The sequence below is a fragment of the Microcoleus sp. K4-B3 genome (assembly GCF_036704615.1).
Taxonomy (GTDB): Bacteria; Cyanobacteriota; Cyanobacteriia; order Cyanobacteriales; family Microcoleaceae; genus Microcoleus.
The window spans coordinates 1-24,914 of sequence record NZ_JAUBSF010000095.1 but is presented as its reverse complement, the minus strand read 5'-3'; the positions used below and the strand labels follow the sequence as shown (position 1 = coordinate 24,914).

The window sequence follows — 24,914 nt, the reverse complement described above, 5'->3', positions numbered from 1 at the left end:
TTGTCCGATACCTGTAAGTAGACGACACCAATCTCAAGTAAGCATTATTTTACCACTCTGTCAATGCGTAAGTCCTACGATCGTACAAATCTCGGCCCTGATGAACAGGCAAGATGCCTGTTCCACAAAATCAAGGTGGAACCGGCCCAAAAGCCTGTTGCGAACAACCTGGAACGGGCATCTTGCCCGTTCCACAATCAAGAAATTTCTTGTGGAACAGGCCCAAAAGCCTGTTGCGAACACAGGAACAACATCTACCCCGATGAATAAGGCACACTATAAGAAGTTAGCTACAAAATTTCGTAACATTGCCTGTACACTGCCCATGATTTGGCCATTCAAGCCCCGCTACCGCAAACAAATCGCCCGTATCGAAATCACCGGAGCCATTGCCGGAGAAACCCGCAAACGAGTCCTAGAAGCTCTCAAAACTGTTGAAGAACGCAAATTTCCCGCCTTGCTGCTGCGGATAGACAGCCCCGGCGGCACAGTCGGCGATTCCCAGGAAATTTACAGCGCCCTCAAGCGTTTGCGCGAAAAAGTCAAAATTGTCGCCAGTTTCGGCAATATTTCAGCTTCTGGCGGAGTTTACATCGGCATGGGAGCCGAGCATATCGTTGCCAATCCCGGTACAATTACCGGCAGTATTGGCGTGATTATCCGGGGCAACAATCTAGAACGGCTGTTAGAAAAAGTAGGCGTTTCTTTTCAGGTGATTAAATCGGGGCCGTATAAAGATATCTTGGCATTCGATCGAGAATTGACCGATCCTGAACAGCAAATTCTGCAAGACTTGATCGACACCAGCTACCAGCAATTCGTGGAAACCGTTGCGGAAGCCCGGAAATTGGCAGTTGAAAACGTCAAAAGTTTTGCCGACGGTCGGGTTTTTACCGGTCAGCAAGCCTTAGAATTGGGTTTGGTCGATCGACTGGGAACAGAAGAGGACGCCCGCCGCCTTGCCGCCGAACTCGCAGGCCTCGACCCGGAAAAAACCGAGTGCTGCACGCTAGAAAAAGCAAAACCTTTCCTAAATCGCGTCTTGGGGAGTAGTCTGGATATATCCGGGCTTTCAGCTTACAATAATTTGCTGGAATTCGAGCTTTCTACTAGCGGTTTGCCGCTGTGGATGTATCGCCCATGATTAAATAGTCAAAGAGTCATTAGTCATTGGTCATTAGTCAGCAGTCAGCAAATAACAAGTAAAGATTGGTGACTGCTGACATTTAACAGCTCATAGCTCACTAATAACTGATCGCTAATGACCAATGACTAATGACCAATGAATAATAAGAAAAAATGGAGAATATTGGCGTGGAGTGGCAAGTGCGGGCTATTCGCGGGGCAACAACTGCCAGCGAGAATTCGGTGGAAGCAATTCGAGAAGCGGTGAGAGAATTATTAGATGAATTAGAAGCAAAAAATGATATAAATCCAGAATTAATTATTAGTGCTACGTTTTCTGCAACTCGTGATTTAGATGCTGTGTTTCCGGCCGCGATCGCCCGCGAACGCCCCCACTGGTGCAATGTTCCTTTGTTGGACGTGCAGCAAATGCACGTCAACGGTTCTTTAGAACGCTGCATCCGCTTTTTAATTCACATCAATTGGCCCGCACATACTGAAATTTATCATCCTTATTTGCGGGGAGCTCAAAACTTACGACCGGATTGGAATTTAGCCGTCGCGGTTGCTGCGGAAAAATAATAAATTTAGTTTTTTGACTTGAGATAAAAATAAATTCACCAGCAATGGTGGGTTTATTTTTAACAGATATCATATCCCGAAAATTAACCATAATACTCAGAAAGCCGGTTTCTGAGAGAGCTTTTGCATAAGTCCTGAAGTTGTTGTTAAGCCCAGATAGGCCGTAAATTCAAGGTAAATCCCGGCAACACATCTTCTAGCGAAATGGTTTGAGGTGCTGGCAATACTTCCACTTCTCGATCGGGGCGATAAATTTCCACTTGTTGCTTTTTGCGGTTAATTAACAAACCCAGACGACAGCCATTGTCGATATACTCTTGCATTTTGTCTAGAGTTTTTTTCAGGCTATCGCTTGGCGAAATAATTTCAATGACAAAATCGGGGCACAGGGGGATGAATTTTTCTCTTTGTTGTGGAGTCAAAGCCTCCCAGCGAGATTTTTAGACCCAAGAGACATCGGGAGATCGATCGGCTTTGTTCGGTAGAGTAAACCCTGTGGATGAGTCGAAGACTTCGCCGAGTTGAGTTTGCTCGTTCCAGAGTGCCAGTTGTACAATCAGTTTGACGTTGCGTTTTCCCGTTTCTCCTCCTGTCGGCGGCATAACGATTAATTGTCCAGTCGGGTTCCGTTCTAGTTTTAAATCAGGGTTTTCTTGACAGAGTAAATAAAACTGTTCTTCGGTAAGTTTGATAATGCGGTTGAGGTCGAGAGTGATTTAGGTCATAGCAGTTGCGATCGGCTGACAAGAAATAGGCTTCTCCAGCAGAGATATTCATTTTAGCTTACCTTTTTCGATAGTAATTTCCTGAAAAAAAAACACATCTAAAAAAAACCGGCTTCTCGAAGAAACCGGGTTTTTTTGTCAATCAGACGCTTTCTTGTGATGCAACCTAATCCCTAAAAAGATGTCATATATAAAACTCCAAAAGTCCTTTTTACCTTCCAATATTCCCAAAGTTTGAGGAGAACCCTTTTCATCTAACAGCGGCTTCACAGCTTCGTAAGCAGGCTTGTAATTATACCAAGGAATTGAAGGCCACAAATGATGGATCAGGTGATAGTTCTGCCCCAAAATTAAGATATTCAGAATTGGACTCGGATATACTCTGGCATTTTTCCAGCGATCGCGATCGTGAAACGGACGGTGCGGCAAATAATCAAAAAATAACCCCAAGGCTAATCCCACCACCAAAGCAGGAGAAAACCAAAAATTCAGCACGTAACCTAAATGGTCGTACTGAATGGCGATATAAACCACCCCGATCACAAACAAACGGCTGAGAAACCATTCCAATAATTCGTATTTCCGCCACAGTTTGCGCTTAAAAAAGAAAATCTCGTGGTAAAAAAACCTCGCAGCAATCAACCACAAAGGCCCGCCGGTCGAAACATAATGGTCTGGATCGTTATCTGGGTCATTGACGTGGGCGTGATGCTGCATATGTACCCGCGTAAACACCGGGAAAGCAAAACCCAACATCAGCGCGCTACCGTGTCCCAAAATAGCATTAACTGTGCGATCGCGATGGGCTGCATTGTGAGACGCATCGTGAATCACAGTTCCGGCCATGTGCAAAGCCAACACGTTCAGCGAAAAACAGCACCACTGCGGCCATCCCCAACACCAGAAACCCAAGTAAGAAATCACGATAATCGCTACTGCACTCAAAAACAGCAGCAGTGTCGGATTCAAGTCACCGGGAGGACTCAGAAACTCTTTCGGCACTGTCAGCGGCCGTCCTGCCTCCGACATCTTTGTTAAGACTCCTTAATATTTCACACTTGCGTAGTATAAGATACAAGCCGGACAATAGTAAAGTTTTATGAAAGAACAGAGTTCGATCGCAAGAAACTAGCGTCTGCACAAACAGGAAAGTATTGCTGTTGTGCAAGGATACCAGTGCTAGATTAGCCAAAACGGCTGAGCAGACCAAATAAAATAAATGGGTATGTCTGTATTTATGTCAAGCCTGAGAGCGGAAAAATTTGCCAAAAAGAGCGCTCTCCAAGAAAAGATTACCGATGGGTAAAAAGTCAGATATTCTATATATTGTTCAATACCTGCTGTTTTGACGACTATCAAAATTTTTAAGACTTGAGACTAGCGTCATTGCTTGTAGCGCAAAGATGAAACGTTAGCCGAAATTTAAACAAGAAATCCACCTGCCTCCCCAGAACACCGCTGATGCAATTGCCAAAAGCCCTACGCCGGACTAAAATCGTCGCCACCATTGGCCCAGCAACTTCGGACCCACAAGTGCTGCGCCAGCTCATAGAAGCCGGTGCCACAACTTTGCGACTCAACTTTTCCCACGGAACAGAAGAAGACCACCAGCGCAGCATTCGCTTAATCCGGCAAACATCCTTTGAACTCAACCAGCCGGTCGCCATCCTCCAAGACCTCCAAGGGCCGAAAATTCGTTTGGGCCGCTTTGAAACAGGGTCTATTGTTGTCAAAAATGGCGATCCTTTCATTTTAACCAGCCGCCCGGTTCCCGGCACCGAACTCATTTCTTCCGTCACCTACGACCCCCTAGCAGACGAAGTTCCAGAGGGAGCAGTGATTCTGCTCGACGACGGGAAAGTGGAAATGCGCGTCGAAAAAGTAAACCGCACTTCGCGGGAATTGTACTGCCGCGTTGTAGTCGGCGGGCCGCTTTCTAACAACAAAGGCGTGAATTTTCCGGGAGTTTACCTGTCGATTAAGGCGCTGACTGATAAAGACCGCAAAGATTTAATGTTCGGCCTCGACCAAGGTGTCGATTGGGTGGCCCTGAGCTTTGTGCGCAATCCCCAGGATATGCTCGAAATTAAAGAGCTGATTGCCAGTGCGGGCAAGCAAGTACCGGTGATTGCCAAGATCGAAAAGCACGAGGCGATCGAACAAATGGAGGAAATTCTGGCCCTTTGCAACGGCGTGATGGTCGCCCGCGGCGATTTGGGAGTGGAACTGCCCGCCGAAGACGTGCCGATTTTGCAAAAGCGGCTGATTGCTACTTCTAACCGCATGGGCATTCCCGTAATTACTGCTACCCAGATGCTCGACAGCATGGTAGGTAATCCTCGTCCCACCCGCGCGGAAATTTCCGACGTGGCAAACGCCATTCTCGACGGAACTGATGCGGTGATGCTCTCGAATGAAACGGCTGTCGGCAAGTTCCCTGTCGAAGCGGTAGCGACGATGGCGAGAATTGCGGTGCGGATGGAGAGGGAAGGAATTAGCGGCAATATTAGGAATGTAGAAGATATTGGTCGATCGATTCCCAACGGCATCAGTCAAGCAGTCAGCCAAATCTCCGAACAGTTGAACGCGGCGGCCATCATGACGCTGACCAAAACCGGCGCTACAGCCCGAAATGTCTCGAAATTCCGACCGAAAACTCCGATTTTGGCAGTTACTCCTCACGTAGACGTAGCCAGACAACTGCAATTGGTATGGGGAGTCAAACCCTTGTTGGTGCTGGATTTGCCCTCCACAGGCCAGACATTTCAATCGGCGATGACTGTCGCCCAGGAAAAAGAGTTAGTGTGCGACGGAGATTTAGTGGTGATGACCGCCGGTACTCTGCAAGGGGTTGCCGGATCGACGGATTTGATCAAAGTTGAGGTAGTTACAGCAGTTTTAGGCAAAGGTACTGGTGTCGGTTTGGGATCGGTGAGCGGCATGGCCAGGGTTGCTCGCACTGCTGCGGATGTGGCGAATTTCCACGCAGGAGACATTTTGGTAGTGGAGCACACCAGCGTCGCTTTTGTGGAGATGATTCGGAAAGCCGCAGGTGTGGTGACCGAGGAGGACAGTTTGACTTCTCACGCCGCGATTATCGGTTTGCGCTTGGGCGTGCCCGTGATGGTGGGCGTGCAGAATGCCACGCGGGTAATTCGGGACGGAACTATGCTGACGCTGGATATGCAGCGGGGTTTAGTTTATTCCGGGGCCAGAGGCGGCTCAACAGACGGGGAACTGGCCGTTTAACAAGTTCTGAGTTAGGAGTTGTGGAGTTTTGAATTAAATTCTACAACTCCTTGCTTTTCTAGCTTAGCTTGTGCTATAATCCAAAATTGTCTGTGCCGATGTAGCTCAGGGGTAGAGTATTCGATTCGTAATCGAACGGTCGTGGGTTCAAATCCCACCATCGGCTTTGGGTTTCAGCGATTTTGTGTAATACCAAATTGCTTTGCGGGGATCGATCGGGGTTCAAAACGCAGTTTAACGGCTCAAAAATGCTCTCGGCGACTTGCCGAGAGCATTTTTATTTGCCGTCAATCCTTGGTGGTGGATCTGGTGAATTTTTTCAATCAAAAGTAAATATTTTTCAAGATTTTGTTCGTACCTTGTAAAAATATTTATTTGTTTCTGGAAAGCATCGATCGAGAGAGGATTTGCATTCGTGACTACAGCCACCGCCAAGGCGGTTACTCTATCTAATAAAAATGGTCGCGTTTGTTAAAGTTTTCACCCAGAAAGTCAAACGTTCGCAGCGTTGTCTTGCTAAAATGCAAAGAAGGTAGTAGATATGTGCATTCATCAGTATCAATGTGGCGATGTTGCATAAGATATATTAGCCGTAAGCAATGAGGGTTAAAACACTCAATGTCAGCTCAAGGGTTTTATCGTCGTTCACTCCCCGATTCTGCTATTGCCTTTTCCTCAGTAGAAGGAAGGCAAATTTTTCGAGAAGCGTTGGCATTCGGAGGTATGGAAGGGTATTTTGCTCTAGCTGAACAGTTTCATACTCAAGCAGAACCCGCTTTTTGTGGATTGGGTAGTTTAGTTGTTGTTCTTAATGCTTTATCCATCGATCCGGGTCGCATTTGGAAAGGGGTGTGGAGATGGTATGGAGAGGAGTTTTTAGACTGTTGCTTACCTCTTTCTGTCATTAAAGAAAACGGTATCACCTTTGATGAGTTTGCCTGTATCGCACGTTGCAACGGTGCTGTTGTAAAACCTAACCGTTACAACCAAAGCAGTTTGGAAAACTTTCGGCAAGCAGTTCAGCAGGTGACTACTGCGCCAGGTGATATTCATCTAGTTGTTTCCTACAGCCGAAAGGTATTGGGACAAACTGGTGATGGCCACTTCTCACCAATTGGTGGCTATCATCGACAGCGGGATCTAGTGCTTCTGCTAGATGTTGCCCGTTTCAAATATCCACCTCACTGGGTTTCTCTGCCTTTGTTATGGAAAGCGTTTGAGCCTGTCGATCCGGTCACTAATCAAGGTCGAGGTTATATTTTATTGCAGAAGAGTGAAGGGTTGCAAGAAACCTTTTTTCAGGTTGCTTTTGATTTACATCAGTGGCGTAGTATTGCTCCTTACTTTGCAGAAATACTGCCAGACCTTCTGAGAAAAGAGCAACCTGATTCAATTGCTTCATTTGTCGGTACCATCCTGCACCATTGGCCTGTGGAGTTCACAACTATGCTGCATACCTCCTCAGAGACGGCAGAGACACTTGAGAAATTACGAGCAGCTATTGAGTTAAATTCACTCTTTAATATTGTTCACCAATACTTGTCAAGCGATGACTGGGATGCAATGTCTGTTGTAGGGAAGTGGCGATCGCAACAGCCATTCGTAGCAGAGACAATAACAGTAATATTACTATCCTGCCCCGAAACGCTCTATGCAACTCTCAAACCAGATTTACGACTGTGGTTGAGTGAGGTTCGCTACCTTGAGAAACTAATTTCTCCCTTGGATATAGAGATATCTAGATTGAGAGAACAAATGTCAGCACTCCAAGATTTTTACACTTTATATTCAAAGGGATCTCACTGCAATACCCATCAGAGTTAGCACCTACCGCCTTTTGAAATCCCCAAACCTCGACTAACTACAAAAGTGAAAATTTAATCTCTAATTGCTTGGTAGAAATGGGCTAACTTTCTTAAGCGCTCGCCCTAGCGCTAATCTGAATGCTCAGTTTGTTAATGCATAGAATTACCAATTTTGTGGCTATAAAATCTTTATATAGCATTTTTTCTATATTTATGAAGTGAAAACGGTTTCTTTTCCGCTGCTATAGTTTGACGGCCGAATTTCTGAGTCAGAATGCTGGTTTATTTTCCGTTAAAAATGGAGATATAGCAACCGTTAAGCTGGTTAAGACAGAGTAACAGCAGTAGGGTGGGCGCTGATGTGACAATATTTCTCCTAATCGGATGAGATGAGATGATAGCAGCGCCCTCCCTACAAGAATTTGTCCTAACCGATTTGGCGAATGCTATACAAACCTGACATCGTATTAGTTCGGGGGCCGGGGGAGGCGAAAACTCAGGGGACTGAGGATTTGATTGAGAGTTCGCAGTTGTTCAGCGGTGCCCAAACAAATCAGCATATCTCCTCCTTCGATCGCAGTTTCTCCCGTAGGCCCCACAATCAAAGTCCCGCCAGCGCGCCGCACCGCTAACACCAAGGCCCCCGATTGCGATCGCAACTTGGCATTTCTCAAAGTTTGCCCGACGTAGACACAACTATTGGGATCGACCAAAAATTCTTCCATGTAAAAAGAACTATCGGTGCCCGTCAAAACACCATCTAAAAAATCCATAACTTGAGGCCGCAAAGCCGCCGCCGCCATCCGCTTTCCGCCGGTAATGTACGGGGATACGACGGCATCGGCCCCGCCCCGCTGCAACTTCTTTACGGCTTCTTCTGTGGTGGCGCGGGCGATCGCCCGCACCTTCGGATTCAGAGTTTTCGCTGACATGACAGTGTATAAATTCTCGGCATCCGAAGGCAAAGCTGCTACTATGCAAATTGCGCGATCGATCCCCACACTCAGCAAAATTTCGTCCAGAGTCGCGTCTCCTTGGACAGCCGTGTACCCCAGCGCCAAAGCTGCCTCAACCGACTGTATCGCCGAATCTATCACCACAAAAGAGATATATTCGGCCTGAAATTCCAAGGCAATTTGGCGGCCAGTGCGCCCAAAACCGCAGAGAATGTAATGCCCGATCAAAGAGTCTACCAATCGCCGCTGCTGCCTAATTCTTGCTCCTTCTTGAAAATATCCTTGAATCAGCGCTTCTGTAAAGCGGTTGACGATGAAACCAATCACAATTACGCCCATCAAAATCAGGCATATGGTAAACATTCGCCCGCGTTTCCCGAGGGGCTGAAGTTCACCGTAGCCCACAGTTGCTAGGGTAAATACTGTCATGTAAGCGGCATCGAGCAAAGACCATTTTTCCACCTGCCAATACCAGAGAGTACCCGTGCAGAAAATGCCGCCCAGGGCGATGACTCCGCCCGTTAAGTCTTTTTGCAGGCGCTGGTACTTTTGCTCTAAAGTTGAATACACCGATCGGGCTGACCTATTACCTATTAGCTGCTACCAATTGTAACGATATCAGCCCTAGACGCAGGGGGGGTCAAAAAGCCGATTTCTGCCTAGATACTTTGCTGCAAAACTCAAGATTTTGACTCTTAACCCGGTTTTTTTTGCCTGAGTCCGGACTGAGTTCTAATCCCGTCGCAGAGGTGGCGATTGCTGGGATTGGCGATCGGATTTGTCTGAAAATAATTGCGGGCGACATTGCAGCCCTGCACCAGCAAATCGTCAAGATTGAGATTCCACAGCATCACCGTACCGTCAGCACTAGCACTTGCGATCGCCTTGCCGTCTGGACTAAAACTCGCACTCCAAACAGCATCCTTGTTACCTTTTAAAGTTTTGAGCAATGTACCGTCAATATTCCACAGCCTCACCATTTTGTCTGTGCTTGCAGATAGCAACATTTGGCTGTCGGGACTAAAGCTGATATTTGTCAATCCACTTGTATGCTTTAAAATACTTAGCTGTGTGCCGTCTTTGCTCCAAATTATCGCAGTTCCCCCAGCACTTCCCGCCGCCAGCATTGCTCCGTCTGGACTGAAAGTTACACTCATTATTTTATCACTTTCAATCTGTAAAGTTCGGAACAATTTGATATCGGTTCTTGCTTCTATTGACTCCTGTTTTTGCAACTTTTCCTTAACCTTGCTCAAACTCCAAAGTTTAACAGTGCCATCAGTGCCAGCCGCAGCAATTATCTGACCGTCTGGGCTAAAACTCGTGCTGGTTATCCAACCTCGCTCCACTTTAAAAGTTGACAATTCTTCACCGTTGATTTTCCATAGTTTCACAGTTCCATCGACACTGGCTGAAGCAATAATATTACCATCTCGACTAAAAGAGACACTTGTTACTTGACCGCTGTGTCCTTTTAAATTATGAATTAATTTGCCATTTTTTTGCCAAATTTTGAGAGTTTTGTCGTCGCTGGCTGAGACAATGAGCTGACCGCTAGGATTGAAGATGACATTTCTAATTTTATCAGTATGGCCAGTTAATGTTGCTTGCAAAGTTCCCTTAGTTTGCCAAAGTTTGATAGACTTATCATCGGTAGCCGTCACAATTGTTTGACTGTCGGGACTGAAACTCGCGAAAGCGAGGGTACTTGCTTGACTCTGCAAGCGGCGGCGTTCCCGAAAGCTGTAAACTGCCTGTTCGAGGGCGATCGCCACTCGCATCTGAATATCTGAGCTGACTCCGAGCGATCCTTTCATTTCTGTAACAGCTCTAATGCTTTCTAGCAAAGCTTCCTCTTTTTTATCGGCAGCCAAGAGCGTTTCTGATAGTAGACTGAGAGTGAGAATTTTGTTGTTTCTTTCTTCGATTGATGGTTTAATCCAAAAGGCTGCTATCAGAATTAATATCAGTATTCCTGCTGCTGCTGTAACTGTTTGCACTCTCAGTTGTTGCTCGCGCCAAAGTTTAACTGCAATCACTTTTTTCTGCTTTTGTGCTTCGCTTAGTTCCTCTAGTAACTTTTTTTCGCGGCGCAGTTGTTCTATTTCAGCTTGATGCTGTTTTTCTTGACAGCGGAATTTGGCAAACTCCGCTTCTTGACTTGCATTTAAAAATTGATAATCTTGGGTACTCAAGCTTTTATTTGCAGCCCATGTTCGCGCATCTTCCAGTGCTTGACCGCGCAACAATCGAGATTCGTCTTGACAGTTGTGAGCTATCCATGCTCTTATAGATTCGGCATAGGGGCGCAAGTCGCAGAGTGCTTTTTCTACCCAGTTATGGTTGAATATAGCTGCGTAAATGCGGTTGGATACGGTTAATTTTCCGGCTCGTTTTACTACTAATCCGCTCAGGCGCAATTCTGTTTGTTCGGGAGTATCATCAGCCCAGATTTCTCCAGCACCCATTAATAAGGGTAATTCTGGCATTGCATCCCCCGTTTTTAAGGGGGGTTGGGGGGGATCGCAGGGTGGCAATATTTTTTGATATAGTCCTAATAACCTACTGGCGCGGTGCTGACTTCTGAGAAGGCGATCGCGAATTGTTTTGATGTGTACAGGTTCATCAGATGACTCCCAATTATCAATAATATGAGATTGCACTATGTCGCTAATTAATAATTGATTTGTAGTAAAATTTTCCCTTTTAATTTCATCCCTTGAGTCTGATCTAAAAGAAACCGAAGCTAAGCTTTTTACATGGTGCAAAATCAGCTTGCAAAGCTTTTGAGTCAGAAATGGCTGCCCTCCAGTCCAGTCCAAAATTTCTTTTAAAACCTCTTGAGGATTGTCTACTTTTCCCTCAAATCCCTTTGCTAAAGGCAGAGCTTCCTCTAAGTTAAAACCGTGCAATTCAATAGCTAAGCCGATATTAAAGGGCGTGCGAGTTGCATCGCTAATTAAATCAGATGGGGTAGCTACTCCCAGCAAGGCAAATGTAATGCGCTGGTATTCTGAATTGTGAGCGCGTTTATTGTAGCAACATCTAATTAATGCAAAGAAATCGTCTAGCGGTTCTTGGAAACTCAGAACGCTATCAATTTCATCAATAAAAATGACCAGGTTTTGAGAAATTTTGACCAGCAGCAATTCTTCAATTAACTCTCCTAAGCGCTGCACCGGCGACATCAACTCTCTCTCCCGCCACCAAGCCATAAACTCGACTGGGTTAAACAGGTTGAAACTGCACAAGAGTTTGTAAGCGACGCCGCCGTACCACTTATCCAGAGAGACTTGCTGGTTGCCAATGTCCGAAAGGTCGATCGTAGCACAGGCAATGCCATCAGCCGAGAGTTTTTGTACAGTTCGCACCAGCAAACTGGATTTGCCCATTTGTCGGGAATTGAGCACGTAACAAAACTCTCCGGCTTTGAGGGCTTGATACAGTTCTGAGTCAGCTTGTCGCACTACATAAGTAGGTGCATTTTGCGGGAGACTGCCACCGATTTGATATTGGTAATCGACTGTCATTATATTGTGTATAGTTAGATTAGTGGGGCCATTGTGTTGTGCCTTTACCACAAGCAATTTTACCATTTTCATAGATTGGTTCTGCTGGTTTAATTGTACCGGGAGAATCAGCTTCGCACAAGATGGATGTTGTGGTTATTTCATCTTGAGCAGCATTGGGAGCAAAATTTTTAGCAGGAACTACAAAGACACCGCCGACATAACTTTTTAAGTCTTTTTCCTGGGATACTCCATAATGAAATGCTGCTTTTTTAGTGGCGCGAACTGAATATTTGAAGTTTGGTGTTACTGTTTTAATGCCAAGTCCCAATGCTTCAACAGAAGTGGCAAAAGCATTTTTTTCTGCAAAATAGGCTTGCTGAGCTCTGTTCATTGAGTTAAGATACTGTTTGGCTTCCGATGCCCTTGCCTTGTGAGGTCTAGAATCCATAACAAAGCTATAAAAAATTGCCGAAATCATCCCAATAAATATCAAAAGCACTAAGCATCCACAACCATTATATACAATGCTAGCTGATTTATAATCTTGTTGACTCATGGTATTCTATCCTCTCTGTTTGTAGTAAGGACTTTAGTCCTTATTAGATTATTTTGTTACCTTTGTCGTCCCAGTTCCGCAAACTAATTTACCATTGTGAACTTGTGGAGGTAGGGGAGGTATTGTACCGGGTTTGTCAGCGCTACACAGGATGCTTTCTGTTCTCATTTCATCCTCGCCATTATTTGACTTAACTCGTATTACAAAGACTCCTCCAACATAACTTTTAAGCTCCGGTTTTTTTGATAGTCCATAATTAAAGGCAGTTTGCTTTGTTGCGCGAACTGAATACTTGTAATTTGTTGTCTCCGTTTTAATCTCAATTCCTAAAGCATCAACAGAAGTAGCAAAAGCACTTTTTTCTATAAATAGGGCTTGCTGTGCGCGGTTCATTGAGCCAACATACTGTTTTGCTTCTGAAATCATGGGTTTATTGCTAGCATTCAGAAATGATGGCAGAGCGATCGCGCCAATTACTCCAATCCCCATTAAAAGCACTAAACATCCGCAACCATTAGCTGAAACTATAGCTGATTTAGAATTTTGTTGACTCATGGTTTTGTATCCTTTCTGTTCGTAGTAAGGACTTTAGTCCTGAAAACTTTAATTAAATTCACTGAGGCAGATCCTCTGGAGCTGGTTTCCTAGTCTCTGCCTGGGAACTAGGAATAATCTGGCATATAATTAGATTATTTGGTCACTTCTGTTGTGCCTTGACCACAAGCAATTTTACCATTTTTATAAGTGGGATCTGCTGGTTTAATTGTACCGGGATCATCAGCTTGGCAAAATATCCGTATTGTGCTTATTTCATCTTTTGCAGCATTTGGCTCGACTTCTTTATCAGGAACTGCAAAGACAGCGCCGACCCAACTCTTAAGTTTTTCTTCCTTGGATACTCCATAATTAAAAGCAGCTTGTTTAGTGCTACGAAGTGAATATTTGTAGTTGGTTGTATCCGTTTGAATGCAAATTTTCAAAGCCTCAAAAGAAGTGGCAAAAGCACTTTTTTCTGCAAAATAGGCTTGCTGAGCTCTGCTCATTGAAGTAACTGTCAGTCTTACTTCCGACCGATCGCCTTTATTGAGTCTCGCCAGAAATGTTGGTATAATAATCGCACCCATTAATCCAATGCAGATTAAAAGCACTAAACATCCGCAACCATTAGCTGAAACTATAGCTGGCTTAGAATTTTGTTGACGCATGGTATTATCACCTCTCTGTTCGTAGTAAGGACTTTAGTCCTTAAAACTTTAATTAAATTCACTGAGGCAGATCCTCTGGAGCTGGTTTCCTAGTCTCTGCCTGGGAACTAGGAATAATCTGGCATATAATTAGATTATTTGGTCACTTCTGTTGTGCCTTGACCACAAGCAATTTTACCATTTTTATAAGTGGGATCTGCTGGTTTAATTGTACCGGGATCATCAGCTTGGCAAAATATCCGTATTGTGCTTATTTCATCTTTTGCAGCATTTGGCTCGACTTCTTTATCAGGAACTGCAAAGACAGCGCCGACATAACTCTTAAGTTTTTCTTGCTTGGATACTCCATAATTAAAAGCAGCTTGTTTAGTGCTACGAAGTGAATATTTGTAGTTGGTTGTCTCCGTTTTAATGCCAAGTCCCAAAGCATCAACAGAAGTGGCAAAAGCACTTTTTTCTGAAAAATAGGCTTGCTGAGCTTTGTTCATTGAGCCAACATACTGTTTTGCTTCCCATTGCTTTGCCTTCCCAGCCTGATCCGGAAATGATGGCAGAGCGATCGCGCCAATTACTCCAATGCACATTAAAAGCAATAAGCATCCGCAACCGCCATAAGTTGCATTACTAAAAATTGATTCTTGATTTTTAGTCATGGTTTTGTCTCCTTAAAAGGTATATACAAGGCGATCGCATCTTTCCCATAGCTCGATCGCCTCAACTTTAACTAATCCCTAAGCTCGCAGGTGTTGTACTTCTTTCCGGTCAATGGATCTCGGCTGAATCACTTTACTGCCGATCGCAAAATCGCGCAATTCCACTCTCGTAAACTTCACACCCCAAGGATCTGTCGTTGTATCCAACTCCTCCACTAAAGCATTATTAATTTCATTGCGAGCCGTGTAAAGTTCCTCTAGAGATAATGTCGCAATGTGAGTCCGAATTGAAAGAATCAGCATATTTAACATCGCTTCCTTGAGATTCTGCACCTTGTAGGAAGCTTTTTCTAAGTCAATTATTCGCCAGTAAACAATAAATTCAACGGTGATTGCAAGGCGATCGCGGGTCGTACATTCTTGCGGTGGCAGTCTTAAAATTTGCTCGCGCAGAGTTTGTTTATAGGCTACTGTTTCGACAAAGGGAATCAGAAATGTCAAACCAGGTTCGAGTTTCTTGCGATCGTACTTTCCGAAAATTTCAACTAAAGCCTCATCTCCTTGACGGACGATTTTAACGCTGTTGGCTAAGGATACTCCGGTGATTGCAAACAACACCATCAAAAAATACTGATACATAATGAATCTCCTGGTAAATAGTTGACAGTTGACAGTTGACAGTTGATAGTGATTTATTAGTCTCTTAGAGAGGGACTTTGTTTGGCAAGAAGCGATTTCAATCTCCGAGTCATAAAAGAGCTAGCTGAGATTTAGCCGTTGAGGTGAATTAATCTGTCAGGTACAACAATCAGCGTGTTTCCTTCGCGGCGCAAAACGTAAACTTTTTGTCTGGGTGCGATCGCCCCTTGGGAATCTTCGTTGCGAGCTTTCCACGAAGCACCTTCATAAATCACCATTCCGGTTTCTCCGGGGAAAATTTCGGAGATTGTTGTCGCTTCGGTTGCTTCGGGAATGACAAACTTTTTGCGAACAATGAAAATAGGTCGAATCCAAATGCTCAGGGCGAGGGCTATCCCCATCCAGTAGAAGATTTGCCAGTCAAAATCTTCATACATTATGTTCGCCCAACTAAACTGAAATGCTACAGATCCTCTCCACAAAATAAATGATTCAATTAAAGCCGAAGCTCCCATCATTAGCAGGTAAAATCTGTATTTTTGGGGCTGAGTTTTGATGATTAATAGCTCCATGGCACTAAGCACAACTCCGATTAACAACCACAACATCGGGGGGGTGAAGGCGAAACCTGGTTGATTAATGGCTGACGCCAGCGGCAAAATTAGGATAGAATACACAATGCTTTTACCTCGTTGTGATGGGATTCAACCTTGTTATTTCTAATCTAATCAGATGGCTATTTGAGTTGGCGACTGAGTTATTTGAAAAATCATCGACTTTTCATCGACTTTTCATCGACTTTAGGGACGGTTGGCATTTATGATGGTTTCAGTGTCTTGATTGTGATAAGCAATGCCACGATCGCTAAGGGTGCGCGAAGAGTGCATTCGCGCAGTAAAATCCTGTCTCCTGAGAAATGGCTTTCCCAGTCAGAAAATCCTGGCTGAAGATTTAGGGATGGCTCAATCTACTGTCAGCCATTTTCTGAATGGCAAACCTGTGGATTATGCCAATTTCATCGAAATTTGTCGCGGATTGGGGCAGGAATGGCGCGATTTAGCCGATTTAGAGGCGAATTCAGAGCCAGAGGAGATACTGCTGGTGACGGCAAAAGTGGCGATCCTCTTCGAGGGCTTCGCCAACGACCGATCGACTCCAAACAACACCCTTTCCCAGCAGTTACACCAAGCTTTGAGTGCGGGAGGCCACGAAGTCTTTTTTATTAACAACAGCAGCGACTCAGGCTCATGTTTAAAGCGTTGCGATTATTTGCTGTTACTGATTTCCGAAGAATCTGCCGCTAGCGAAATGATATTGGAACAAGTGCAGCTAGCAAAAGAATCGCACAATTTAACGGGTCACAAACCCGCAATTTTACCGATTTGCGTTGAATTAAATACACCGCTTTCCTTTGATTTACTCAGCTATTTAGCAGGAGTTCAGCCCTGGCTTTGGCGCGGTGCTGGCGACTCATTTAAGTTATTCTCAGAAATTTTAAATATCATCAAAGAAGGTCGCACATCGTTAACTGCCGACCATGAATTAGCTGTACAATGGAACGCAATTAGTAGCACAAAAAAGTCAATAATTCAACCCCTCCCAGCCGCGCCGCCAGAATTGCCCGGAGGACAAGTTGAAATAGCTTCTCGTTTTTATATCGATCGCCCTCCGATCGAATCCCGCTGTTACGAGATGATCGCCCAACCGGGAGCGCTGATCCGCATAAAAGCACCCAGACAAATGGGCAAAACTTCCTTAATGGCGAGAATTTTGCATCATGCAGAAGTGCAAGGTTCTCGCACGGTAGCGCTGAGTTTTCAGCTAGCCAATAGGAAAATATTCGCTAATTCAGATACATTTTTGCAGTGGTTTTGTGCTAGCATCGGTCAAGAGCTAGGAATGCTGGAGCAGTTGCCCAAGTGTTGGGAATTAGCGGATTTGATTGGCAGCAATCAGTGCTGCAAGGCTTATTTTGAACAGTATTTGCTGTCTGAATCCTCAAAACCTCTGACGTTAGGTTTGGATGAGAGCGATCGCCTGTTTGAATCGCCGGAAATTGCCGACGACTTTTTTGGGTTATTGCGAGCTTTACACGAAGAAGCAAAACGGCGAGATATTTGGAAAAAGTTTCGTTTGATTGTGGTGCATTCGACAGAAGTTTATATCCCACTGGATGTGAATAAATCGCCGTTTAATGTGGGTTTACCGATTGAATTGCTGGAGTTTAATTCGCAGCAAGTGCAAGACTTAGCAGCGCGACACGGAATCAATTGGAGTGATACAGAAGTTGCAGAAATGATGGCGCTAGTGGGAGGACATCCCTATTTAGTGCGGCTGGCGATGTATCGCATTGCCCGTCAAGATGTGACTTTAAATCAATTGCTGAAATCGGCGACAACCGAGGCAGGAATTTACAGCGATCATTTGCGCAGGCATTTGTGGAATTTAGAAAAATATCCAGAATTAATCGAGGCGATGAGACAGGTTTCGAGTGTGCAAAAGCCAGTCAGATTGAGGCTAGAATTGGCGTTTAAATTAAATAGTATGGGATTGGTGAAACAGGAGGGAAATTATTGCAGTGCGAGATGCACTTTGTATGAGGAGTATTTTCGCGATCGCCTAGGTTGACAGTCATAGGTTGTACCAGTCTCAAGAACGGGCAAGATGCCCGTTCCACAAGAAAATTTAGTTTTTCAAGAACGGGCAAGATGCCCGTTCCACAAGAAAATGGAGTTTTTGTGGAACGGGCATCTTGCCCGTTGCTAAACAGGTGATTGAGAAGGAAGCCTGATATAAGTTAATACCATTTTCCATAAACGTTGTTACCTTTACTCACAAATTGAAAAGGGTATGAGACGGTAGCGGTCAAATCTCTATCAATGGAAGGGTGTATGCGGCTGACTGATTCGCTATCTTGAAAGTAATTAGCCAGAATCCTCAGCAATCTGCAACGGTTGGCTGTTTGGGCAGGCAGCACAATAATCACAGTTAGCATAACTTTATTCCATGCAAAACACCCTAGAGATACTTCCTTCTTCCGACTCGCCGAGTCTTCCCAAAAAGCAACCCGCACTCCCAAATTACGAAGCAGCCGATCGCCAATTTGTCAATTTGCTAGAAGTCGAGGATTTAGACAAGACGGTGGCGACAAAACCGTTACTTGTCAGCGATTTTGAAAGCGCGATCGCCTATGCAATTCAAGCAGCTTACCAACAGGAACCGGGCGATGAGGCCGCTCACCGCTTCTTGCAGCGCGTGCTTTACCGCATCAACCGCCTCAACTTGTTTTGGTACGACGATTTGCGCCGCTACAACAACGAGCGATCGCACTATTTGCGTTCTGTGCGCGATCGCATTGAGGAACCTTGGCAGCAGTGGGAAATCGCGCAAATCGACGTTGCAGGGCTGCAAAAATTGCCGGATGTCAAGCAAGCCCTGCGCGATCGCGCTGCTGCTGATGTCGATCCTCCGCTAACCCAGACCGATCGCTATTTGCGGGAACAGATGACAGCAGCCGAATACAGACACCTGCTGGCGATCGGTTCTATCGACGGTTTAGTTGAAGCCAGCCACCTTTCTCGCATCCTCGGCGGTGTCGGGAACGAAATTCAGTCAACGCTGACGCGGGTGCTGATCGAAGAATACGGCGGCGGTCGCCTCCCCCGCAAGCACTCGACCTTTTTTGCTCAAATGCTGGCTGAATTCGATATGAGTACGGAACCGGAAGCGTACTTCGATTTAGTGCCTTGGCAAGTGCTCGCAAGCATCAATCACAACTTTCTGCTGACGGACCGCAAGCGCCATTTTCTGCGCTACAACGGCGGACTCACTTATTTTGAGGTGGCGGGGCCCGTCACTTACCGCAATTATGTAACCGGGGTCCAGCGTCTGGGCCTCTCGGAGGCTGCGATGAGTTATTGGGAACTGCACATCCGAGAAGACGAGCGTCACGGCCGCTGGATGGTGGATGAAGTGGCGATCCCGCTGGTTGATAGATACCCGCAGGATGCGTGGGAGCTGGTGTTGGGGTACGATCAGGCGAAGTTGATGGGCGATCGGGCTGGGGCTGCTGTGGTGCGATCGATCCAAGCCGCAGAACAAAATTAACTCTCGTAGGGTGCGTCAGACACTGACGCACCCTACCAAGGCTGTATTTTAAAATGCTGTCATTAACTGAATTAGCTCGATCGACAAATCTCTTGGCGACTTTTGGTGCTTCTTAAACAAAACTCCAGCCAGCAGATAGATATTTTCCGAATAAAAAGCCATTCCCTGTTCTCGGAGAGTGGCGATCGCGCTTTTCACCTTGGGTTCCGAACTATAATAGCCAAAACTTAAAGGTGCAATCTCAAAATTCGCAACCGAGTAGCCTCGATCCAAGGCATAATCGATCAAACCCACAGGATTAGAATAGCTAGAAACCATCAGCAAAACTTCATCGCAGCCCAAAGATAAAAGTTTCTTAGCAATTGTACAACCATCACTCCCCCCGTGCAACAACGGCTGGTAAATCTTATCATCCACCGCCGGCAAGTAAGGCGGATTTGAGATTATACAATCCGCCGACTCGTATAAAAGCGAATCAAAAAAAGAGCAATTGTTGACCGTGTATTGTTCGCTCAGTTCATATTCCTTAATTTGAGACTGAGCAATTTTCCAAGCTACATTATTTAGCTCAAATCCCTGTATTGTCCCGTCAAAATCAGTTCTCAGCAAAGACTTAATAACAGGACTTCCCTCTCCTGAACCAAACTCTACGATAAGTCGAGAATTGTCGCTGGCATTTAACACTAAACTTTCCAAGCAGTGCGCGTAAAAATCTGATTCTTCCGGGCAGTGGAATACCTGTTTCAGAGGATGGGATGAAGTGAGCATAAATTCTGTAACAAAGTTGACTATTTTAAAAGTATCGAATAAGTAATATTGCAGCAATCTGTCGCAAGAGCTATTTGATCAACTTCTGAAATCTATCTATTCCTGTTTTAGCTGCAGCGCTCGAATAACTATTACTGCCGACAGAGGATCAAATTAACGAGATTAATCCGATTGACAGATTGCAATTAGAGCGATTGCTGTTGAGATATTACTTAAGCCACTAATTGTAAATTTTAATAGTGTCAGATATGACCTTTTTGAATTATTCAGTTCCGCCTCTGCGTCGCAAACAGCTTAACAGGGATGTTCAGGAGTTAGAAGGGCTTTGGCAGGTTCAGTTTCCTCTTGGCAAAGATCGATTTTATTCAAAATTTTATACTTCTCTCGAGCGAGCTTGCCTGCTGTGGAGCTTGCTCTTAATACCCATCTTCGGCACAGCACAATTTTTTCCTGTGAGTTGGATGTTGCAAGCAGGTTTGTGGTCACTCCTCAGCCTCGTAGGTACAGCAGCAATGGTAAGCATGACATACTCTCGGGTCAAAATAGAACGCCTGACTTGGGTGCTTTATGGTTGGGTAATATTAATGTTATTAGGATTGCTGCTGACCGATTTTGGCATTTTTTTCGGTTGGGAAAAAGTGTTGGCGAATCTCTGTACCCTGTGGTTGGTAATGAGCGGAATTGGGTATTTGGGGACAGGATTCGCAGTGCGGTCACGCCCACTTTTAGCTGCAAGTTTATTTCATTTGTCTGGCATTTTAATTGTGCTTTACACCTGCGGTTGGTCTTTCCTATTTACGGGAGGCGTAATGGTATTTAGCTTGCTCGTTTTAGCAGAATTGCAATGGGATATGGGGCACCCGATTAAGGGGCTGCATTAACTTCTGTACTACCGCGATTGCCAACAGCTATCAACGTAAAGCATTAACCACAAGTGATAAGTACATTGCTAATGACTGATGATATCATGCCCGCTAGAATAACGTCACTGCAATTGGTTGGTAGTGAGGACTCTTCGTTATCATCAAACTTTGAGGAATGAAGCCCTCACTACACACGGGATAGGGGTTATGTTAGCGGACACGATATTACTGATCGCTGATAATTAATTGCCACCCGACTGTACAGATTTGCGGGTTTGGTTTGTATCGTCGCCCTTGTGATGCCAAGTGCCACCTTCGCCTTGAACATATTCAGATTTTACGCTGTTCCAAGCAACGCGAGTAGCAGCATCTTGGCTCATTCCATCTTCGCTAGCGCTCTTAAAAGCAGCCTGAAAAATATGCTGCGCTCCTTGGGGAAGTTCTTGTGCTTCTGAAGGTAAGGTGTCAAATTGTTGTTCTGGCATAAGGGTGTCCTATTATTAAACATAAGTTCTATGCTTATATACTCGAAGCAACTACCTTCCTCTCTCTAAAAGCAAGTTTAAGATTGCATTTTTATCAGTCCGAAGGCAGATGTAACATTAAATTTATTGTGGCCGGATAATGCAATTAGATTGCCGTTGCTGGTTCAGCGGGATTTGGCTAATTTCCCTGCTAAAACAGCCATTAATCTGACTTCGGCTTTTTCACTTGCGAATTTAGAAAATACGTCAGCGCAGCGATTACTAAAGCGATACCCGCTCCCAAGGGAAGGATGTTTGTCCCGCCGTTCCACCTAACTACCTCAGAGAGAAACAATACACTCAACACTACTACAATCACGCTAGTGAGTTTGGTTTTCAGGTCGTCGATGGTGTGAATCTCCAGCCAGTGTGGTACTTTGATGCGCTCGTCAATAAACAGCTCGTAAAGCCCGAGTGCAGTAATGTAAAATACTGTGGCGAGGAGAAACAAATCTACAACTTCGATGCAAGACAGAATCAGTTGTTTCGAGTTTTCGCTGGAAACGGATGCTGTAGCTGTGTGGCCGATGGTAATGACGGTTTCCAGGGCACCGTAGATTAAAAGCGTCACAGAGGCTGCAAAAGAACCGAATACAGCGATTAACATTAGATAGCGACTTCGGGCAAGAATTCGATGCAGCATAGTTGATGTCTCCTTGGGAAATGTGTTAGAGAACAAGCGCTCTCTGGCATACCATTGGCTTTACTATATCAGGGTTTGCCCGATCGCGCTCACAAGCAATTCTGACGAGTGCGCCGCCGCTGGTTAATTTAATGTCGCGCGGGTTCGACTCGGATAGCCCTCAGTTCGCATTCCTGTTTAACCCAAGTCAAAGCCCAGTCAAAAGCTTTGCTGTTGCAGGGTTGTAGGCGGTCTGGGACTATGAGCGGTAAATCGGGCTTTTTGAGATAATTTAGTTTCCTGGGAAAGTTTGAGCGGTATTCTGCGAGTGCCCAAATTGCCAGCAGGAAGTTAAGGAAAAATAGGGCTCAAAAAATTTTTAAACCAACTCATCTGGCGGAGCGCTAACCCTAAATTGACGGCGATCAAATCAAGACTTTCTGCCTCAAAGCACCAGCAGCCGGGGAAAATTTATAGGAAGATCCGCGCGCTTGTCTCAGAAACCCGGTTGATTCGTATATGTCTCGTTACTCAACCCAAAATTTTTCAGATCGACCCGGTTTCTATCCCCCGTGCGCAAGTTTTGATTTAGCTAGTCGGCCGCCCAATCAAATATCATCTACCACCTGAAATAAAACGCCATTTTGCCAAATATTCCTAAAGATGAATGGCGCACTTGAACGATACGTAATAGCTTATAAACTATTAACGCGGCGGTCTAATGTATCACGGAAAAATAATCTAGGAAACGGGAATAAATTCGATCCCTTACCTTCATTATCCCGCAGCACAGGTTAGAAAAGTTGCACGTTACGCTGTCAATTTGACCCTGCGGTTTTGGCATCACAAGCGATCGCAGGATTCTACGCAAAAGCAAGCATTACCATGAAATCTTCTAAGTTGTTGAAAATTGTTTTAGCAAGCGCTTGTACTTTAGGTTTAGCAACGGTTTCCTTCGCAGTGCCTGCTTCAGCCCAGTCGGGAGGCGGCGGTGCAGGTGGTGGTGCAGGCGGTAGCGCCGGCAGTGGCACAAGCGGTACTGGTACAAGCGGTACTGGTACAAGCGGTACTGGCACAAGCGGTACTGGCACAAGCGGTACGAGTGGCACGGACACAACTGGTACAAGCGGTACAAGCGGTACGACAGGTACGGGTACAAGCGGTACGAGTGGTACGGGCACGGGTACAAGCGGTACGACTGATACTACAGGCACGGGTACAAGCGGTACGACTGATACTACAGGCACGGGTACAACGGGTACAAGCGGTACGAGTGGCACGGGTACAACGGGTACAACGGGTACAAGCGGTACGACTGATACAACGGGCACCAGCGGTACAAGCGGTACGAGTGGCACGGGTACAACGGGTACGAGTGGCACGGGTACAAGCGGTACAACGGGTACGAGTGGCACGGGTACAACAGGTACAACGGGTACGAGTGGCACCGGTACAACGGGTACAACGGGTACAACGGGCACCAGCGGTACAACGGGTACGAGTGGCACCGGTACAACGGGTACAACAGGTACAACGGGTACGAGTGGCACCGGTACAACAGGTACAACGGGTACGAGTGGCACAACGGGTACTACATCGACGCCGGCTGATACTAATTCTGGAGTTTTGAGTGCTCGGCGCGATAGCCCCAACAATTTGGGGTGGCTGGGAGCCTTGGGTGCGTTTGGTTTGATCAACTTGTTTCGGAAAGGCGGTACACCATCCCATCGCTAGTTTCTGGCGATTCCCTACGGGATAGCTTCGCTTCACGTAATTTTGAAAACTTAGAGGCTTAGAAATTCATGACTTCACTAAATCGCAAAAGTTTGTTCAAAAAATTGGTTGCTGTTGCCGGAATTGCCGGTGTGAGTTCCTTGATAGCTGTGCCAGGATTCGCAGAATTAAACCGCCAGACTCACGGCTTCAGCCAGTCGGGCGATCGGGTTTTCGATCTTGCTGATAACGCTGCCGGCGAGCCTACTGCTCCTCGCCCTCCTGTTACGGATCTGAACAACAATCCGGGCAGTTCTCCCAACAGTCCAAATACCCCCAGCAACAACAATCCCGGCCGTTCTCCCAACACTCCAACTACTCCCAGCAACAACAATCCCGGCCGTTCTCCCAACAGTCCAACAGGTGGCGAAACTTCGCCTAATTCTCTCAGCAGCAGAGACAGAACCTTTGTCATGCAAGCAGGTCAACTTAGTATGCTGGAAGTGCAGCTCGGCAGATTAGCAGTGCAGCGCGGTTCTAGTGCTGGTGTGAAACAGTACGGCCAAGAAATGGTTGAGGAACACACTCGGGCAAATCAAGAACTGATGCAGTTAGCAATGCAAAAGGAAGTAGAATTGCCAACCGAGATGAGCAGCCAGAACACAGCTTTGACCGATCGACTTTCGGGACTCTCCGGTACAAGTTTTGACACCGCTTACAAGCAGGCTATGATCGAGAGCCACAATCAGGCTATTGCTCTGTTTCAGGCTCAATCTCAACAGGGACAAGATCCAGACTTGAAGGCTTGGGCTACCAAGACTTTGCCAAACCTTCAGGCGCACTTGCAAATGGTTAACCAAATGTTGGCCGATACGAGCCAGCCGTAATATCAGGTAGAAGAGGTAGAGTTCGATCGCATAAAACGCGATCGGACTCTACCTTTGCCGATCCGAGAGGGAACAGCAATAAATTCTTTTAAACGCTATAATTTTTCCGAACAATGGAAGATTTTCTCCGCAGCTTGTTGGGCAGCAATATTACAGCGACGTGGCTGTTATTAATCATAGGGTTTTGCTGGATTGCTTACATACCCGGTCGCCTGAGAAATTAAAAATTATCAATTAAAACTTAAAATTAAGTAGGTAGGCGCAAATAAACCTTAGCGTGCAACAGACCAATTGTAGGATGGCTCAGAGCCTCACATTTTCTACGGTATTTCCTGCGAGATCTCCGCATTGGTAACAAGTTAAGCTTGTATGGCAGTTGTCAAGGGGATTTGAGAAGATGTGTCAAAGAAAAATTGATGATTG

At 45.6% G+C, this 24,914-nt stretch carries 22 protein-coding genes, 1 tRNA gene and 1 pseudogene; 10 read left to right on the top strand and 14 right to left on the bottom strand.

Annotated elements, in window-relative coordinates; all coding sequences use genetic code 11:
• Nucleotides 1-325 precede the first annotated feature (325 nt).
• Together sppA and aroH are read left to right on the top strand one after the other, a co-directional pair.
• Nucleotides 326-1,144 (top strand): signal peptide peptidase SppA, encoded by an 819-nt coding sequence (gene sppA / locus QUA78_RS27195; protein WP_333399125.1) that lies wholly within the window; start codon nucleotides 326-328, stop codon nucleotides 1,142-1,144.
• A 155-nt stretch (nucleotides 1,145-1,299) separates the two neighbouring features.
• Nucleotides 1,300-1,707 (top strand): chorismate mutase, encoded by a 408-nt coding sequence (gene aroH / locus QUA78_RS27190; protein WP_333306382.1) that lies wholly within the window; start codon nucleotides 1,300-1,302, stop codon nucleotides 1,705-1,707.
• 146 nt (nucleotides 1,708-1,853) lie between these two features.
• On the opposite strand, the pseudogene QUA78_RS27185 reads toward aroH, so the two are convergent.
• Both QUA78_RS27185 and crtR read right to left on the bottom strand, forming a co-directional pair.
• Nucleotides 1,854-2,423 (bottom strand): annotated as a pseudogene (locus tag QUA78_RS27185) (Uma2 family endonuclease).
• Between the two features lie 147 nt (nucleotides 2,424-2,570).
• On the bottom strand, nucleotides 2,571-3,461 hold the full coding sequence (gene crtR / locus QUA78_RS27180) for a beta-carotene hydroxylase (RefSeq protein ID WP_333306384.1): 891 nt from the start codon (nucleotides 3,459-3,461) through the stop codon (nucleotides 2,571-2,573).
• Between the two features lie 432 nt (nucleotides 3,462-3,893).
• On the opposite strand from crtR, the gene pyk reads away from it, so the two are divergent.
• Both pyk and QUA78_RS27170 read left to right on the top strand, forming a co-directional pair.
• Nucleotides 3,894-5,681: a pyruvate kinase gene (gene pyk / locus QUA78_RS27175; protein WP_333306385.1), complete on the top strand. Its 1,788-nt coding sequence runs from the start codon at nucleotides 3,894-3,896 to the stop codon at nucleotides 5,679-5,681.
• A 94-nt stretch (nucleotides 5,682-5,775) separates the two neighbouring features.
• Nucleotides 5,776-5,847 (top strand) — tRNA-Thr (locus QUA78_RS27170).
• Nucleotides 5,848-5,915: 68 nt separating this feature from the next.
• On the opposite strand, the gene QUA78_RS27165 is transcribed toward QUA78_RS27170, so the two are convergent.
• Complete coding sequence (locus QUA78_RS27165; RefSeq protein WP_333399124.1) at nucleotides 5,916-6,110, bottom strand: hypothetical protein; 195 nt, start codon at nucleotides 6,108-6,110, stop codon at nucleotides 5,916-5,918.
• Between the two features lie 189 nt (nucleotides 6,111-6,299).
• On the opposite strand from QUA78_RS27165, the gene QUA78_RS27160 reads away from it, so the two are divergent.
• Nucleotides 6,300-7,505 (top strand): phytochelatin synthase family protein, encoded by a 1,206-nt coding sequence (locus QUA78_RS27160; RefSeq protein WP_333306389.1) that lies wholly within the window; start codon nucleotides 6,300-6,302, stop codon nucleotides 7,503-7,505.
• A 448-nt stretch (nucleotides 7,506-7,953) separates the two neighbouring features.
• On the opposite strand, the gene QUA78_RS27155 is transcribed toward QUA78_RS27160, so the two are convergent.
• The 8 genes from QUA78_RS27155 to QUA78_RS27120 all read right to left on the bottom strand — a co-directional run bounded on the left by QUA78_RS27155 (nucleotide 7,954) and on the right by QUA78_RS27120 (nucleotide 15,684).
• Entirely contained in the window at nucleotides 7,954-9,012 is a 1,059-nt protein-coding gene (locus QUA78_RS27155) for a potassium channel protein (RefSeq protein WP_333399123.1), read from the bottom strand.
• Nucleotides 9,013-9,137: 125 nt separating this feature from the next.
• The gene (locus QUA78_RS27150; RefSeq protein ID WP_333304592.1) at nucleotides 9,138-11,972 is read right to left on the bottom strand and encodes an AAA-like domain-containing protein; all 2,835 of its coding nucleotides are present in this window, start codon (nucleotides 11,970-11,972) and stop codon (nucleotides 9,138-9,140) included.
• Between the two features lie 19 nt (nucleotides 11,973-11,991).
• Nucleotides 11,992-12,510, bottom strand: coding sequence for a type IV pilin-like G/H family protein (locus QUA78_RS27145; RefSeq protein ID WP_333304591.1), 519 nt, complete (start codon nucleotides 12,508-12,510; stop codon nucleotides 11,992-11,994).
• A gap of 48 nt (nucleotides 12,511-12,558) precedes the next feature.
• A complete protein-coding gene (locus QUA78_RS27140) occupies nucleotides 12,559-13,065 on the bottom strand; it encodes a type IV pilin-like G/H family protein (RefSeq protein WP_333304590.1) in 507 nt (168 codons plus the stop codon).
• Nucleotides 13,066-13,199: 134 nt separating this feature from the next.
• Complete coding sequence (locus QUA78_RS27135) at nucleotides 13,200-13,715, bottom strand: type IV pilin-like G/H family protein (protein ID WP_333399122.1); 516 nt, start codon at nucleotides 13,713-13,715, stop codon at nucleotides 13,200-13,202.
• A 134-nt stretch (nucleotides 13,716-13,849) separates the two neighbouring features.
• Nucleotides 13,850-14,368 (bottom strand): type IV pilin-like G/H family protein, encoded by a 519-nt coding sequence (locus QUA78_RS27130; protein ID WP_333399121.1) that lies wholly within the window; start codon nucleotides 14,366-14,368, stop codon nucleotides 13,850-13,852.
• Nucleotides 14,369-14,446: 78 nt separating this feature from the next.
• Nucleotides 14,447-15,007, bottom strand: a complete 561-nt coding sequence (locus tag QUA78_RS27125) for an SPFH domain-containing protein (protein ID WP_333304587.1) — start codon at nucleotides 15,005-15,007, stop codon at nucleotides 14,447-14,449.
• 131 nt (nucleotides 15,008-15,138) lie between these two features.
• On the bottom strand, nucleotides 15,139-15,684 hold the full coding sequence (locus QUA78_RS27120; RefSeq protein WP_333304586.1) for an NfeD family protein: 546 nt from the start codon (nucleotides 15,682-15,684) through the stop codon (nucleotides 15,139-15,141).
• Nucleotides 15,685-15,859: 175 nt separating this feature from the next.
• Here QUA78_RS27120 and QUA78_RS27115 point away from each other — a divergent pair, with 175 nt between their 5' ends.
• Together QUA78_RS27115 and QUA78_RS27110 are read left to right on the top strand one after the other, a co-directional pair.
• On the top strand, nucleotides 15,860-17,635 hold the full coding sequence (locus tag QUA78_RS27115) for an AAA-like domain-containing protein (protein ID WP_333304585.1): 1,776 nt from the start codon (nucleotides 15,860-15,862) through the stop codon (nucleotides 17,633-17,635).
• Nucleotides 17,636-18,013: 378 nt separating this feature from the next.
• The gene (locus QUA78_RS27110; RefSeq protein ID WP_333304584.1) at nucleotides 18,014-19,114 is read left to right on the top strand and encodes an iron-containing redox enzyme family protein; all 1,101 of its coding nucleotides are present in this window, start codon (nucleotides 18,014-18,016) and stop codon (nucleotides 19,112-19,114) included.
• Nucleotides 19,115-19,162: 48 nt separating this feature from the next.
• Here QUA78_RS27110 and QUA78_RS27105 read toward each other — a convergent pair whose 3' ends face one another.
• Nucleotides 19,163-19,882 carry a methyltransferase gene (locus tag QUA78_RS27105; protein WP_333304583.1) on the bottom strand — a complete coding sequence of 240 codons (720 nt, stop codon included), beginning with the start codon at nucleotides 19,880-19,882 and terminating at the stop codon, nucleotides 19,163-19,165.
• Between the two features lie 248 nt (nucleotides 19,883-20,130).
• On the opposite strand from QUA78_RS27105, the gene QUA78_RS27100 reads away from it, so the two are divergent.
• Nucleotides 20,131-20,763 (top strand): hypothetical protein, encoded by a 633-nt coding sequence (locus tag QUA78_RS27100; protein WP_333304582.1) that lies wholly within the window; start codon nucleotides 20,131-20,133, stop codon nucleotides 20,761-20,763.
• Between the two features lie 224 nt (nucleotides 20,764-20,987).
• Here QUA78_RS27100 and QUA78_RS27095 read toward each other — a convergent pair whose 3' ends face one another.
• Both QUA78_RS27095 and QUA78_RS27090 read right to left on the bottom strand, forming a co-directional pair.
• The gene (locus QUA78_RS27095) at nucleotides 20,988-21,230 is read right to left on the bottom strand and encodes a ChaB family protein (RefSeq protein ID WP_333304581.1); all 243 of its coding nucleotides are present in this window, start codon (nucleotides 21,228-21,230) and stop codon (nucleotides 20,988-20,990) included.
• 202 nt (nucleotides 21,231-21,432) lie between these two features.
• Nucleotides 21,433-21,912, bottom strand: a complete 480-nt coding sequence (locus QUA78_RS27090; RefSeq protein WP_333304580.1) for a YqhA family protein — start codon at nucleotides 21,910-21,912, stop codon at nucleotides 21,433-21,435.
• An 864-nt stretch (nucleotides 21,913-22,776) separates the two neighbouring features.
• Between QUA78_RS27090 and QUA78_RS27085 the strand changes: the two genes are divergently transcribed.
• Together QUA78_RS27085 and QUA78_RS27080 are read left to right on the top strand one after the other, a co-directional pair.
• Entirely contained in the window at nucleotides 22,777-23,625 is an 849-nt protein-coding gene (locus tag QUA78_RS27085) for a hypothetical protein (RefSeq protein ID WP_333399120.1), read from the top strand.
• 68 nt (nucleotides 23,626-23,693) lie between these two features.
• Nucleotides 23,694-24,491 carry a DUF4142 domain-containing protein gene (locus QUA78_RS27080; protein WP_333304578.1) on the top strand — a complete coding sequence of 266 codons (798 nt, stop codon included), beginning with the start codon at nucleotides 23,694-23,696 and terminating at the stop codon, nucleotides 24,489-24,491.
• Nucleotides 24,492-24,914 lie beyond the last annotated feature (423 nt).

What these genes read in the sequence shown, in the direction of transcription:
- sppA (WP_333399125.1), top strand. Translation starts at nt 326, where the DNA reads ATGATTTGGCCATTCAAGCCCCGCTACCGCAAACAAATCGCCCGTATC.
- aroH (WP_333306382.1), top strand. Translation starts at nt 1,300, where the DNA reads ATGGAGAATATTGGCGTGGAGTGGCAAGTGCGGGCTATTCGCGGGGCA.
- crtR (WP_333306384.1), bottom strand. Translation starts at nt 3,461, where the DNA reads ATGTCGGAGGCAGGACGGCCGCTGACAGTGCCGAAAGAGTTTCTGAGT.
- pyk (WP_333306385.1), top strand. Translation starts at nt 3,894, where the DNA reads ATGCAATTGCCAAAAGCCCTACGCCGGACTAAAATCGTCGCCACCATT.
- QUA78_RS27160 (WP_333306389.1), top strand. Translation starts at nt 6,300, where the DNA reads ATGTCAGCTCAAGGGTTTTATCGTCGTTCACTCCCCGATTCTGCTATT.
- QUA78_RS27150 (WP_333304592.1), bottom strand. Translation starts at nt 11,972, where the DNA reads ATGACAGTCGATTACCAATATCAAATCGGTGGCAGTCTCCCGCAAAAT.
- QUA78_RS27145 (WP_333304591.1), bottom strand. Translation starts at nt 12,510, where the DNA reads ATGAGTCAACAAGATTATAAATCAGCTAGCATTGTATATAATGGTTGT.
- QUA78_RS27140 (WP_333304590.1), bottom strand. Translation starts at nt 13,065, where the DNA reads ATGAGTCAACAAAATTCTAAATCAGCTATAGTTTCAGCTAATGGTTGC.
- QUA78_RS27135 (WP_333399122.1), bottom strand. Translation starts at nt 13,715, where the DNA reads ATGCGTCAACAAAATTCTAAGCCAGCTATAGTTTCAGCTAATGGTTGC.
- QUA78_RS27130 (WP_333399121.1), bottom strand. Translation starts at nt 14,368, where the DNA reads ATGACTAAAAATCAAGAATCAATTTTTAGTAATGCAACTTATGGCGGT.
- QUA78_RS27125 (WP_333304587.1), bottom strand. Translation starts at nt 15,007, where the DNA reads ATGTATCAGTATTTTTTGATGGTGTTGTTTGCAATCACCGGAGTATCC.
- QUA78_RS27115 (WP_333304585.1), top strand. Translation starts at nt 15,860, where the DNA reads ATGCCACGATCGCTAAGGGTGCGCGAAGAGTGCATTCGCGCAGTAAAA.
- QUA78_RS27110 (WP_333304584.1), top strand. Translation starts at nt 18,014, where the DNA reads ATGCAAAACACCCTAGAGATACTTCCTTCTTCCGACTCGCCGAGTCTT.
- QUA78_RS27105 (WP_333304583.1), bottom strand. Translation starts at nt 19,882, where the DNA reads ATGCTCACTTCATCCCATCCTCTGAAACAGGTATTCCACTGCCCGGAA.
- QUA78_RS27100 (WP_333304582.1), top strand. Translation starts at nt 20,131, where the DNA reads ATGACCTTTTTGAATTATTCAGTTCCGCCTCTGCGTCGCAAACAGCTT.
- QUA78_RS27095 (WP_333304581.1), bottom strand. Translation starts at nt 21,230, where the DNA reads ATGCCAGAACAACAATTTGACACCTTACCTTCAGAAGCACAAGAACTT.
- QUA78_RS27090 (WP_333304580.1), bottom strand. Translation starts at nt 21,912, where the DNA reads ATGCTGCATCGAATTCTTGCCCGAAGTCGCTATCTAATGTTAATCGCT.
- QUA78_RS27085 (WP_333399120.1), top strand. Translation starts at nt 22,777, where the DNA reads ATGAAATCTTCTAAGTTGTTGAAAATTGTTTTAGCAAGCGCTTGTACT.
- QUA78_RS27080 (WP_333304578.1), top strand. Translation starts at nt 23,694, where the DNA reads ATGACTTCACTAAATCGCAAAAGTTTGTTCAAAAAATTGGTTGCTGTT.